Genomic DNA, 13,594 nt, shown 5'->3' on the forward strand with positions numbered 1-13,594 from the left:
ATGGAACGAACAGTATGTGGATCATTACGTAAAGAACATTTGGGTCAAGAAGTAACATTAAAAGGGTGGGTGCAGAAGCGCCGAGACTTAGGTGGCTTGATTTTCATAGACTTGAGAGATCGTTCCGGCCTTGTACAAGTCGTTTTCAATCCCGAAACTTCACCAGAAGCCTTGCAAGCTGCGGAAGGTGTGAGAACGGAGTATGTGCTAGAAGTGACAGGAGAAGTCGTGGCACGTAGCGAGGAGACAGTCAACAAAAATCTAGGCACGGGAGAGATTGAACTGGCTGCGAAGGAACTTCATGTACTGAGTAAAGCCAAGACACCTCCATTCATGATTGAAGATCAATCGGAAACATCAGAAGACCTTCGTCTGAAGTATCGTTATCTAGACTTGCGTCGTAAAGAAATGCAAGACACATTCAAATTACGTCATAAAGCCACACAGTCGATTCGCAACTTCTTAAATGAAGAAGAATTCCTTGAGATGGAAACGCCGATGCTGACGAAGAGTACACCTGAAGGCGCGCGTGACTATCTGGTTCCGAGCCGGGTTCACGATGGTGAGTTTTATGCCTTGCCTCAGTCACCTCAACTCTTCAAGCAGTTATTGATGATGTCAGGTTTCGAAAAATACTATCAAATTGCGCGATGCTTCCGGGATGAAGACCTTCGAGCAGACCGCCAGCCTGAGTTTACTCAAGTCGATATCGAGACATCTTTCATGTCTAAAGAAGACATTATGTCTATGACTGAACGTATGATGACAAAAGTCATGAAAGAAGTGAAGGACATTGATATCCAAACTCCTTTCCCGCGCATGCCTTACTATGAAGCGATGGAACGCTTTGGTTCTGACAAACCAGACACGCGTTTTGGTTTAGAACTTGTTAATATTTCGGAAGATGTGAAGGACTCAGGATTCAAAGTATTCAGCGGCGCTGTTTCTTCTGGTGGTCAGGTAAGTGCTATCAATGTAGAAGGGGAAGCGGACCAATTTTCCCGTAAGGACATTGATAAGCTGACCGAAGATGTAAAAGTTTACGGTGCAAAAGGCCTGGCATGGTTGAAAGTTACGGATGGTGAATTCAATGGTCCAATCGCTAAATTCTTCTCTGATGAGGAAGTAGCGTCACTTAAAGAAAAACTTTCTGCTAAAGACGGAGACTTGCTATTGTTTGTGGCCGACAAGACATCTGTCGTTCAGGATAGCCTGGGTGCGCTTCGTCAAAAACTTGCACGAACACTTGATTTAATCGATCACGAACAGTTCAACTTCCTATGGGTAACGGACTGGCCGCTGTTTGAATACGACGAAGAAGAGGGACGATACTATGCAGCGCACCACCCGTTCACGATGCCGGCTGATGAGGATATCGATAAATTATCGACGAACCCTAAGGAAGTTCACGCAGAAGCTTATGACATCGTGCTGAACGGTTATGAGTTGGGTGGAGGATCTCTCCGTATTTATCAAAAAGAGTTGCAGGATCAAATGTTTGAAGTGCTTGGTTTTAGTCAAGAAGAAGCAGAAGAGCAATTCGGGTTCTTATTAGAGGCTCTTGAGTACGGAACGCCACCTCATGGCGGGATTGCACTTGGGTTCGACCGCTTCATCATGTTGTTAGCTGGTCGTACGAACTTGCGCGACACCATCCTATTCCCTAAAACTGCTTCGGCTACAGATCCGATGACGAATGCGCCGGGAACGGTAAGCACGGAGCAGCTGAATGAACTTCACTTGCAGTTGGCTCCGAAAAAGGAAAAATAAAACTATTGGTTCATTCTTCGAATCATGATTGATAAGGCTATGTAAATATGCTATGATAGCTATACAGTAAAAGAGATCAATCCTGATGTGTACGTTGTTCAAATGCACGTTTTGACCGAACATTTATGAGACGGGAGCCCGGTGTTTCCGGATGGAATGCAAGCCTCTTAACCATCACTGATGGGAGGACGCAAGAAATCCGGAACAGGGCACCCACCTGCCTGGAGCGGGTTCAAAACTCATTACAACAACAACGGCACGATTGGGATTGATCTTTTTTATTACATAATGTAGAAACAAAGAAGGTGCCCCTTATGGGGCACCTTCTTTGTTTCTCTCCGATAAAATTGATCTTATCGAGCTACATTCTCAAGATTTCCATTCTTCTCCATCCGGAACTGTGGTTTGTAGGCATCATGATCATCAAACATGACCATTTTACGTGCGCGGTCCATAATTTGAATGAGAGCTTGATAATCATCCGCCATCGATTCCAATTGTCTCGTTAATTGTTGGTTTTGTTCAGTAAGACGTTGGTTATCTTGTTTGAGCTGTAAGACTTCATTTTGTGTAGTATGATCGTCGGCGGATTTTTTCTGCAGGTCTTTCAAGAAGTTGATAATTTGATTTAAGTCCAATGCTGTTTCCTCTTTTTGCTGCTGGTAAGTAGCAGGTTCTTTCTCGACATAGGTACGGGAAATCGTCTCTTCTTGGTAAGAAGGCTTTTCTGCAGGTTGAAACATTGGCTGCTGTCTTGCTTCTTCACGCTTTTTCTCTTTACGCTGTTTTTTGGCTAATTCTACCGCTTGTTCATACTTTTGACGAACTTCTGCGTTCCACCGGAATCCACAAGCAGCAGACGTTCGGTTCAGGACATCACCGACTTCATCAAAAGCTCTCAATTGAGTACTTCCTTCACGGATATGTCGTAATACGGTTTCTGCTAATAATAGATCATCTTCATGTGACCACGCGTCTTGTCTAACTTTAGGCATATATATTCACTCCTGTTGGTTTCTACATAGAGGGGTGCTACCTAATGTGGCTTTTGAATGGAACCGTCACCCCATATATAGAAAAGTAGTTTTTCAGATTTAGTTGTAGTGTAGCCAACAGAAGTGAGATTTATACTCAAGTAGATTTTTGTTTTTTTATCTTTTGCCAGACTTGACTTAGAGCTTGCTCGAATTTTCCGTTCGTTTTCGGTTCGTAATAGTTTCTATTTTTAATGGTGTCCGGTAAATATTGCTGATCGATCCAGGACCCTTCATAATTGTGAGGGTATTTATAATCAAGCCCTCTGCCTAATTTGGAGGCTCCTTTATAGTGAGAGTCTTTCAAGTGAGCGGGGACGTCGCCGCTCTTTCCATTACGAATATCGCTTAATGCGGCATCCAATGCTTTGTAGGCACTATTAGATTTCGGAGAGAGAGCGAGCTCTGTAACAGCCACAGACAAAGGGATCCTTGCTTCAGGAAAGCCTATTCTCTCGGCAGCTTCTACGGCAGCCATGGCTCGTGGTCCAGCTTGTGGATTTGCTAGTCCGATATCTTCATATGCAATGACGACCATTCTTCTTGCGATGCTATCTAAGTCACCGGCTTCAATTAGTCTACCTAAGTAATGAAGAGAGGCGTTAACGTCACTGCCGCGAATCGACTTTTGAAAAGCTGATAGCACATCGTAATGGGCATCTCCGTCTTTATCATGTGAAAAGCTCTTCTTCTGCATACATGCTTCAGCTACCTCTAGGTTAATCACCACAACTCCCTCATCATTTGCAGGTGTAGAAAAAGCAGCGAGCTCAAGTCCATTCAAAGAAGCGCGTAAATCCCCATTGGAGGACCCAGAAAAGTGTTCAAGGGCTTCGTCTGTTATATCGATCTTCATATCTCCTAATCCTCTTTCGCTGTCATGTAGGGCTCGTTCGAGTGCTTGCTTCACTTCTTCAGCTGATAAGCGGTAAAGTTCAAACAAATGACACCGACTCCTAATCGCAGGATTGATGGAGTGATAAGGGTTGCTTGTGGTACACCCGATTAGTGTCAGACGATTGCTTTCCAAATGAGGGAGTAGGAAGTCTTGTTTGGCTTTGTCCAGACGGTGAACCTCATCTAAGATCAGTACAAGCTGCCCGTGCATTTTCGCCTCTTCTACCGCAATCTCCATGTCTTTCTTCTTGTCCGTTACCGCATTCAGGGTCTTGTGTGGCAACTTTAAGCTTTTAGCTAAGGCTGTAGCCATGGACGTTTTACCTGTGCCTGGTGGGCCAAACAGAATCATGGAAGCTAGGCGGTCGGCTGTCACCATTCGACGGATGGTTTGTTGTTCTCCGACAAGGTGAGATTGACCGATAATTTCATCTATGTTTGAAGGTCGCATACGAAATGCGAGTGGTTGCTGACTCATCTTATCCTCTCCTTTAAAGGCGGGGTAGTGGTTTCCGTTACATCATGTAGAGTTTGAAGTGACGGGAAATAACTCGCTTTCCGTGGGCATGTGGTGAGCTTCCTCAGTCGCTTTGCGCCTTGCGGGATCTCACCGATCATGTACAACCCACAGGAGTCTCGTCATTTCCCGTCACTTCTTACTTTTATAAGGAGAACGGAAACGTTGAAAAAAAAGTCCGCTCGTTAGAACTCTTGATGTGGGAAGCTCGTCTTGGAGAGCGCTGGGTGTTCAGACCTGAGCACCCCCATACATCATGCTATGGGTTCGTTTCTCCCAGTTTAGAAAGGGGTGGTTTTGAAACAGCGAGACTCCCGTGGGAGAAGGGCTCAGGCAAGACCCCACAGGGAGTGAAACGACCGAAGAGGCTTGCCGGCTCCCCCACAGGAAAGCGAGTTGTTTCAAAACCACACCTGCTCCTTATGCGGTGACGAAGCTTTAACATCTCATTATCAGGCTTTTTGGTTTGCTGCTAGATTCGCTGAAACGGACTTCTTTCTCATTCAAGACTATTCCCATTTTTAACGAAATGCAAGAGACTTGCCATTCATGCTATAATAGCGTTTGGTATAATAAAGAGAGGAGGGTTTCAAGTGGAAAGAAACCATTCCAATAATAAACAAACCCTGCTTAGGTGGAGTTTCTTCACGATCGGCTTGATTATCCTCGGATTAGGGATATCGATGACGATGCAAGTCAAAGATTTCGGTATCGGTCCATGGGATGTGTTCCATTACGGTCTATTCCTACAGTTGGGACTGACAGTCGGAACGTGGTCGATCATTGCTGGATTAGTTATTGTCATCATTCATTCAATTGTGCAAAAGCGATTCCCTCAAGTAGGGACGATATTAAATATGGTCTTAATTGGTGTGTTTATTGATGTATTCAATTGGCTGTTGCCAGAGCCGGAACTATTGTTTACCAAATTGCTTGTATTCGGACTTGGAACGTTTGTGATTGCAATCGGAATCGGCGTTTATGTCGCCCCTGATATGGGAGCTGGACCAAGAGATAGTCTGATGCTTCTCCTTACAAAAGCTACGGGGTGGAAAGTATCCACAGTTCGGAATGGCATTGAAGTAACGGTCGCTGTCCTCGGGTTCGCATTAGGTGGTCCTGTCGGGTTCGGAACCGTGTTCATTGCGTTGTTTTTAGGGACTTTTGTAGGCTACACCCTACCTTATTCGAAGAAGCTGCTAGAGTTTTTACAAACGAAAGGTGAATTATATGAAGATATCTACCAAAGGCCGATACGGTCTAACCATTATGATTGAGCTTGCTAGAAAGTATGGAGATGGACCGATTTCGTTAAAACAAATTGCACGCGACAATGATTTATCCGAACATTACTTGGAGCAGTTGATTGCGCCGCTTAGAAACGCCTCTCTTGTGAAGAGTGTGCGTGGGGCTTACGGCGGTTATATGTTGACGAAGGCACCTCATGAGATTACAGCTGGAGATGTCATTCGTGTCCTAGAAGGTCCGATCACCCCTGTTGAGGGAATCGAAAATGAGGAACCTGCAAAACAAGCTTTATGGAAACGTGTCCGAGACGCTGTGAAAGACGTGCTCGATACGACGACGCTTGAAGATTTGAAGGATCATGTAGACGATCAAACGCAAGATGCGTATATGTTTTATATTTAAGGAATGTGAGGTGTTATCATGGAGTCAATTTATTTAGATCATGCTGCGACGACGCCGATGCACCCGGACGTTATTGAGGAAATGGTTCCCGTTTATAAGGAAACATTCGGAAACCCCTCCAGTGTGCACCAGTTCGGAAGGTCAGCAAGAAGATTATTAGATCAAGCAAGACGAACTACGGCCTCGAGTATCGGTGCGAATGAGAAAGAAATTGTGTTTACCAGTGGAGGTACGGAAGCTGACAATTTAGCCATTATTGGAACGGCTATCGCCAACCAACAAAAAGGTAAGCATATCATTACCACTTCGATCGAACATCATGCTACATTGCATGCAGTCGAATCTTTGGAGGCACAAGGTTTTGACGTCACGTATTTACCCGTTGATGAATCTGGGGCAGTTAAAACAGAGGATGTACAACAAGCCCTACGAGACGATACGATTCTGGTATCCATTATGATGGTCAATAATGAAACAGGCGTCATTCAACCGATAGAAGAGATTGCCGACTTAATGAATAGTCATCAAGCTTATTTCCATTCGGATATCGTTCAGGCATATGGATTGCTGAACATCAATGTTAAGGAATTACCTATCGACCTATTAGCTGTCTCAGGTCATAAAATAAACGGACCTAAAGGTGTCGGTTTTTTATATGTTCGTGAAGGAACGCAGCTTGCCACTCTCCAACATGGAGGGGAACAAGAACGAAAAAGACGGGCAGGCACTGAAAATGTCCCGGCCGTCAAAGGTTTTGAGAAGGCTGTTGAAATCATTACAGAAAAAAGAACCAGTTATCGAGAAGCCTATCGTCGTTATAGAAATCGATTCATTGAGACACTTAAAGAAGAGTCGGTGAATTATAGCATCAATGGTGCGGAAGATAAAACGATGGAGTCTATTGTAAACATCAGTTTCCCTGGAATGAATGTAGAAACGTTATTGACTAACTTTGATTTGTCAGGCGTAGCGGCTTCAAGCGGAAGTGCTTGTACAGCAGGTTCTGTTGAGCCGTCTCATGTTCTTTCTGCTATGTATGGTGCGGAAGATGATCGAACAACGAACTCGATCCGGTTCAGCTTTGGTCTGGCTAACAATGATGATAATGTAGAACAAGCAGCCAAAAAAGTCAGTCAAATTGTTCATAGACTGAGTGACTAGGAAGGTGAAAATAAATGAAAGAACGAAAAGATACACGCGTCGTTGTCGGTATGAGCGGAGGCGTCGATTCTTCTGTCGCGGCTCTTCTTTTAAAACAACAAGGCTATGATGTTGTCGGTATATTCATGAAAAACTGGGATGATACCGATGAGAATGGAGTATGCACAGCAACAGAGGACTATGAAGATGTGATTCGAGTGTGTAACCAATTGGATATCCCTTACTATGCTGTAAATTTTGAAAAGCAATATTGGGACAAAGTATTCTCCTATTTCCTTGAAGAATACAAAGCAGGACGTACACCGAATCCGGATGTTATGTGCAATAAAGAAATCAAGTTCAAAGCATTTCTTGATCACGCGATGAGCTTAGGCGCTGATTACTTGGCAACGGGGCATTACGCTCAAGTGCGAGAAAATAATGGTAGCTACGAAATGCTTCGTGGTGTCGACCACAACAAAGATCAAACGTACTTCTTGAACCAATTATCCCAAGATGTGCTGGCCAAAGTGATGTTTCCACTCGGACACCTTGAGAAAAAAGAAGTTCGAAAAATCGCTGAAGAAAATGATTTAGCAACAGCGAAGAAGAAAGATTCTACAGGAATCTGCTTCATTGGTGAGCGTAACTTCAAGGATTTCTTGAGCGAATACTTGCCTGCACAACCTGGAAATATGGAAACTTTAGATGGGGAAGTAAAAGGGAAACATGATGGTCTGATGTATTACACATTAGGTCAGCGTCAAGGTTTAGGCATTGGTGGAGCAGGTGACCCGTGGTTCGTGGTCGGTAAAAATGTTGAAGATAACATTCTTTACGTCGGCCAAGGTTTCCATCACGATGCCCTATATTCTGATGGCCTCATTGCTTCAGAAGCGAACTGGACATCAGGGAATGCACCAATCGAAGCCTTCAAAGCAACAGCTAAATTCCGTTATCGCCAGGAAGATAGTGGAGTAACGGTTTTTCCGATGGAGGATGGCCGCTTCAAAGTGACATTTGATGAACCAGAACGTGCCATCACACCAGGACAAGCCGTTGTTCTTTATGATGGGGAAGTCTGCTTAGGTGGAGCAACCATCGACACTGTTTTAAAAGAAGAGACGGCAATTACGTATGTCGGTTAATGGTAAGGTCATGTCCGTCTAAAGGGCATGACTTTTTTTTAGGGTTCCAAGTTTAGAAAACCCCTTTCATGTTGAACGTAGATCGAACGATATTAGGAGGAATGTACAAATGGATAAATTAACTCAAGGAATTGAACAGATGCAGCAACACAATTATGAAGAAGCGGCTCGCCTCTTCACTGAATCGATTGACGAGAACCCTGAGGAGCCAGTGGGTTACATAAACTTCGGAAACTTGTTAACCCACATGAACGAATATGAGAGAGCGGAACGCTTCTTCAACCGTGCAATCGAATTGAATGCTGAGGCCGCAACGGCCTACTACGGTTTAGGGAATGTGTACTATGATCAAGAAAAATACACGAAAGCGCAGGAGCAATTCATTCATGCCGTGAAGAATGGGTTAGATGAGGCAGATGTTCATTTCATGTTAGGGATGACGTTTGTCCATCAAGAATATACAAAGCTCGCTTTGCCTTATTTATTGCGTGCAGCGGAACTTGCTCCTGAAGATGTAGATATACAATTCCAGTACGGACTGTGTCTTGCCCAGAATGGACAGATTGAAGAAGCTGAAAAGGCCATGAACGGTGTGCTACAATTGGAAAAAGAACACAGTGATGCCCATTACAATTTAGGTGTTGTTTCACTTCATAAAGAAGATGCAAGAGGGGCTTTAGAGCACTTTAATCGAGCATTGGAGATCAATAGTGAGCACATGTTAGCGGCCCATGCTAAAGCACAAGTCGAGCAAGCATTGGAATAGTAAGGATTGAAGGGGAAAGATGACTATGAATCAACAAACGCTCTTTACGGAATCGAATGAAGAACGTCCTTTTGTGAAAGGTGAACTCGGTCGGATGATCTTTCATAACGAATCTGAACATTTTTCAATTGCCTCGATTCAGGTTAAAGAAACGAATGAAGCATTCGAAGAAAAGACCCTTGTCATCAAAGGTCATTTTTCTCCTTTAGAAGAAGGGGAAACGTATATCTTTCATGGCGAATTCCAGACCCACAAAAAGTTCGGTACACAATACGTCGTAGACATGTATAGCCGCGTTCTACCGGAGACGAAAGAGGGGATCGTCCTCTACTTATCCAGTGATTTATTTCATGGTATCGGGAAAAAAACCGCCGAACGAATCGTCGATCACTTAGGAGAACAAGCCATTACCAAGATATTAGAAGATCGAACCGTTTTGGAAGAAGTCCCGAAGCTTCCAAAAGAGCGAGCGGATCAACTGTATGATTCACTTAAAGAGCACCAAGGGTTTGAACATGTCATGATCCATCTATCACAGTATGGCTTCGGTTTGAAGCTGTCTCAGAAGATTTATGAAGTATTTAAGGACCAGACGTTATCCATTATCGAAGAAGACCCTTATCAGCTCGTCTTCCGTGTTGAGGGATTCGGATTTCACCGGGCAGACGAAATGGCGCGAACGCAGCAGTTAGCACACGATCATCCGACCAGAATTCGTGCGGCTTGTTTATATATGCTTCAAAAAAGCATGTCTGATGGGCATGTGTATTTGCCCACGGAAGAATGCCTCGTCCAGGTTGAGCAGTTATTGAATACAGGTGTAGATCCTGAGATTTCTTTTAATAAATTATCTGAGCAGATTATCCATTTAGGTGAGGAGAAGCACGTGTATATTGAAGACGATCGGGTGTATCTGCCTTCTTTGTACTTTGCGGAGAATGGGTTTCGGAGGCACTTGGAACGTGTCATGGATGATGAGGTGGAGGCTGAACATACCCAAGCTGATTTGCTGAAGATCATCGGGGATATCGAAGAAGAGGAGTCGATCAGCTATGGAGAAGACCAATTCCAAGCGATAGAGAAAGCTCTATCTTCAAAACTCATGATCTTGACTGGTGGACCGGGAACAGGGAAAACGACGGTCATCAAAGGGATCATCCAATCGTTTGCAGCTTTGAACGATTTGTCGATGGATCCGGAGTCGTATGATTCCGATCAACCTTTTCCATTTGTACTAGCTGCACCGACGGGCAGAGCTGCCAAACGTATGAACGAGTCTACAGGCTTGCCGGCGAGTACGATTCATCGCCTTCTCGGTTGGGACGGGCATGAGCAATTTGAAAAAAATCAGAACAACCCGCTAGAAGGGAAAGTGCTGATCGTCGATGAGTTTTCAATGGTAGATATTTGGCTTGCGAATCAATTATTCCGTGCAGTGCCTTCAGATATGCAAGTCCTCCTTGTCGGCGATGAAGACCAATTGCCATCCGTCGGTCCAGGACAAGTGCTTGCTGACTTGTTGGCATCCCAAAAGCTGCCGTCTGTTCAACTGAAAGAAGTATACAGACAAAAAGAAGGTTCGAAAATCATACAGCTTGCTCATGAGATAAAAAATGATGAATGCAATCGAAATTCCTTGAGCAAAGAACATGATTTTAATTTCCTTCCTGCAAGGGAACATCAACTTACAGACCTTGTCACGAACATCGTGAAGAAAGCGGTGGATAAAGGGATTGAATTAAAAGAACTGCAAGTATTGGCGCCGATGTATCGTACAGATGTGGGGATTCATAGATTGAATGAAGAAATACAGAAAATCATTAATCCACAAAGTAAACAGAAACGCGACATACGGTTCAAAGACACGATCTTCCGGAAAGGTGATAAGGTCATCCAACTCGTGAATCAGCCGGAAGATGGTGTGTACAATGGTGACATCGGAAAGATTGTCGCGATTTTCCGGGCAGAAGAAAATGTGGATGGCGTAGAACAAGTCGTCATCGACTATGATGGGAAGGAAATTGTTTATCCGAAGAAAGATTTGCACAATATCATGCATGCGTACTGTACATCGATTCACAAATCACAAGGTAGTGAGTTTTCAATTGTGATTTTACCCATTGTGCGTAGCTATCGTCGTATGCTCAGAAAAAATCTGATTTATACGGCCATCACGCGTTCCAAACAGTCACTCATTATTTGTGGTGATGCCAATGCGTTTTTAGAAGGAGTTCAGACAACGGATACGAACTTACGCTATACAAGGCTGAACGAAAAACTTCAAGAAGATGCACCTGAAGCCCCATTAGAAGAAGAGGAAGAAGACATTTCCCCGTACGATTTTATGGAGTAACAAAGGAGGGTCATCTGTGATGCAGCATCAATTAGGGATGTCCGGGAGCACCATCTTATCCGACCCGGATCGATTCGATCACTTATTTCAACAAGGGTGTACACATGTTGAGATAGGTGAGTTCCCTAGCCAAGCCGCGTTCAAATTGTTCTTAGAAAAGGCTCGCAGGCATAATGTAACGTTTGGCGTTCATTCGCCACTGATACGTGGTGGAAGTAAATATGATTTAATAGAAAACGTAGCGCAACCAGTCGGGAAGGCACGCACGGAATTTGAACAGGAAGTACATTACCTCTCCACTGTTGGAGCCGAATATGTCCTTGTCCATTTCCCTTACTTCAAGAACTCCGTCTCTTACCCAACGAAAGATGTCATCGAGGAAGGATTGGATTTCTTGAGCCGCTTGCAGACGGATTATGGCATTCCGATCGTATGTGAACCGAAACTCGGTCAACACAAGTCTCCGTGTGGTATTCACTATTTGCACGAATTTCCGAAGACACTATGGAAGCAGTACGGGTTAGGTATATGTATTGATCTAGGAGATTATCGGATGGCAACGGAAGACGAGTGGAAAACTTACATAGAACCGTTACTCCCTTTTACAAAAGTGGTCCACATGCATAATGTCCAGTTGAAACAAGAAGGGTACATATGGACGCTGATGCATCCGAAAGCTTATGGGGTATTCGATATGCAACCGATGATAGAGTACCTTGCTTCTCAGCAGTCGGTCTTTTTCATCTTTGAGCATACGCCTCACACCAATCCCACATCCAACGAAGTCGCAGAAGCCATCCAGTGGATTCACAAGTCATTAAGGAATGTATGAATCTATAAAAGGTCGGTCATAATGATGGTAAAAAGGAGTTTATCATTATGCGCTGTCCGAATTGTGAAAACAAAAACCTCGGAAAAATTGGCACACACCAATTTTATTGTTGGAATTGTTGCTTGGAGCTTTGGGTAGAGGATGGGAAAGTCAACATTCATCAAATCGAGGAAGATGGTAGTTTAAGCTCTTTGAATGATATATTCTATCAGCAAGGATCGTAAACGTGTATGAGTGATCATTCGTCAGCATGGGTCAAGCGACTCGCCATTTTCTTAATCGTGCTTGTCACTTTGCTATTGCTTGCGTGGTTGTTTCCATACTATGATCATGTGATTGTGATGATCGGCAGGGTTTTACTACCATTTGTACTGGCCTTGGTTCTTTCATTGCTGTTACATCCTCTTGTCCATTTGCTAGAAGAGGTTGGAGTGCGGAGATCCTTGGCGATCTTGATTTTGTTCTTTGCTTTCTTTTCCTTGATCAGTTTCGGGGTCTATCGTGGGTATCCGAACTTGTTGGAGCAGCTTCGCATGTTGAACGAGCAGGCACCTCAGTTGGCTGAAACCTATCAGAAGTGGACAAATCAATTCTACGCCCAAACGGAGCGTCTTCCAGATGGAATCCATGAAAAAGTGAATGGAAGCTTCTCAGACTTTGAGGATTGGATTAGTTCAAAGGTGATGGCTCTTCTAGCGAGTATGCGTGGTGTATTCAACATGGTCGTTTTGATGGCGGTCGTTCCTGTCATGACTTTTTATTTTTTGAAAGATTATAAAAAGATTGGAAAATGGATGATTCAATGGCTTCCAGAAAAATGGCATCAAGAAGCGAATCGTCTCACCACACAATTGAACCATTCTTTAGGTGGCTATATCAGGGGACAATTATTAATCAGTTTAGTCGTAGGCTTTCTTGCGACTCTTGGCTTTTGGTTGATTGAACTTCCCTATCCCCTTGTGCTTGGAATTGTGGTCGGGCTGACCAATATCATTCCGTACTTCGGGCCACTGTTGGGGGCTGTCCCTTCCATTGTTGTTGCTTTGACTGTATCTTGGCAGATTATGCTTTTTACTGTAATCGTCATTGCTGTCATTCAAGTGTTAGAAGGGAATTTGCTATCGCCTTACATTATGGGGAAAAGCATCCATATCCATCCGTTATTCATCATTCTAGCTTTGCTTGCTGGTGGAGAACTGGCAGGTATTCCGGGATTGATTTTAGCTGTGCCTGTGTTAACGTGCTTGAAGGTGATTGTTGCGGAAGTAAGGGAAGGGCGTCTGAACATTGACAGATAGGTATCAATTATCTATAATAGCGCATATCAACACTATATGAGCGAAAAAATACATCGATGGAAAAGAGTAGGCAATACTTCATTGTAGAGAGGTGTTCTCAAGGCTGTAAAGGACACTATGGATTAGGTTGCTGAAAGCTATTCCGGAGTGCGGTTAATCCCCGCCGGTCCACGCCCCGTTATACGCGTT

The 13,594-nt window shown here is 43.9% G+C and carries 11 protein-coding genes, 1 other RNA gene and 1 other annotated feature (1 of these 13 only partly in view); of the genes, 10 read left to right on the top strand and 2 right to left on the bottom strand.

The genetic code is table 11. The features are described 5' to 3' along the window. Both aspS and ssrS read left to right on the top strand, forming a co-directional pair. The gene (gene aspS, locus H0266_RS01110) at window positions 1–1,770 is read left to right on the top strand and encodes an aspartate--tRNA ligase (protein WP_181470551.1); all 1,770 of its coding nucleotides are present in this window, start codon (window positions 1–3) and stop codon (window positions 1,768–1,770) included. A gap of 76 nt (window positions 1,771–1,846) precedes the next feature. Further along, window positions 1,847–2,043, top strand: a non-coding RNA gene (gene ssrS, locus H0266_RS01115) — 6S RNA. 80 nt (window positions 2,044–2,123) lie between these two features. Here the strand turns inward: ssrS and H0266_RS01120 are convergent. Together H0266_RS01120 and H0266_RS01125 are read right to left on the bottom strand one after the other, a co-directional pair. Further along, window positions 2,124–2,765 (bottom strand): RsfA family transcriptional regulator, encoded by a 642-nt coding sequence (locus H0266_RS01120; RefSeq protein WP_181470552.1) that lies wholly within the window; start codon window positions 2,763–2,765, stop codon window positions 2,124–2,126. A 136-nt stretch (window positions 2,766–2,901) separates the two neighbouring features. Beyond that, window positions 2,902–4,179: a replication-associated recombination protein A gene (locus H0266_RS01125; RefSeq protein WP_181470553.1), complete on the bottom strand. Its 1,278-nt coding sequence runs from the start codon at window positions 4,177–4,179 to the stop codon at window positions 2,902–2,904. Between the two features lie 632 nt (window positions 4,180–4,811). Here H0266_RS01125 and H0266_RS01130 point away from each other — a divergent pair. From H0266_RS01130 to H0266_RS01165, 8 genes are all read left to right on the top strand, one after another. Beyond that, window positions 4,812–5,495 (top strand): DUF6198 family protein, encoded by a 684-nt coding sequence (locus H0266_RS01130; RefSeq protein WP_181470554.1) that lies wholly within the window; start codon window positions 4,812–4,814, stop codon window positions 5,493–5,495. After that, on the top strand, window positions 5,449–5,868 hold the full coding sequence (gene cymR / locus H0266_RS01135; protein ID WP_146812759.1) for a cysteine metabolism transcriptional regulator CymR: 420 nt from the start codon (window positions 5,449–5,451) through the stop codon (window positions 5,866–5,868). Before H0266_RS01130 ends, cymR begins: the two co-directional genes overlap by 47 nt. Before the next feature lie 18 nt (window positions 5,869–5,886). After that, complete coding sequence (locus H0266_RS01140; protein ID WP_181470555.1) at window positions 5,887–7,029, top strand: cysteine desulfurase family protein; 1,143 nt, start codon at window positions 5,887–5,889, stop codon at window positions 7,027–7,029. Window positions 7,030–7,043: 14 nt separating this feature from the next. Beyond that, the gene (gene mnmA / locus H0266_RS01145; protein ID WP_181470556.1) at window positions 7,044–8,156 is read left to right on the top strand and encodes a tRNA 2-thiouridine(34) synthase MnmA; all 1,113 of its coding nucleotides are present in this window, start codon (window positions 7,044–7,046) and stop codon (window positions 8,154–8,156) included. Window positions 8,157–8,265: 109 nt separating this feature from the next. Then, entirely contained in the window at window positions 8,266–8,922 is a 657-nt protein-coding gene (locus H0266_RS01150) for a tetratricopeptide repeat protein (protein WP_181470557.1), read from the top strand. A gap of 25 nt (window positions 8,923–8,947) precedes the next feature. Continuing rightward, window positions 8,948–11,275 (top strand): SF1B family DNA helicase RecD2, encoded by a 2,328-nt coding sequence (gene recD2 / locus H0266_RS01155; protein ID WP_181470558.1) that lies wholly within the window; start codon window positions 8,948–8,950, stop codon window positions 11,273–11,275. Window positions 11,276–11,294: 19 nt separating this feature from the next. Further along, window positions 11,295–12,107 carry a TIM barrel protein gene (locus H0266_RS01160; RefSeq protein ID WP_181470559.1) on the top strand — a complete coding sequence of 271 codons (813 nt, stop codon included), beginning with the start codon at window positions 11,295–11,297 and terminating at the stop codon, window positions 12,105–12,107. A gap of 230 nt (window positions 12,108–12,337) precedes the next feature. Continuing rightward, on the top strand, window positions 12,338–13,405 hold the full coding sequence (locus H0266_RS01165; RefSeq protein ID WP_181470560.1) for an AI-2E family transporter: 1,068 nt from the start codon (window positions 12,338–12,340) through the stop codon (window positions 13,403–13,405). Between the two features lie 44 nt (window positions 13,406–13,449). After that, window positions 13,450–13,594, top strand: a binding site (T-box leader) (it continues 62 nt past the right edge of the window).

Origin of the sequence: Halobacillus locisalis (genome assembly GCF_013694105.1) — a bacterium.
GTDB lineage: Bacteria > Bacillota > Bacilli > Bacillales > Halobacillaceae > Halobacillus > Halobacillus locisalis.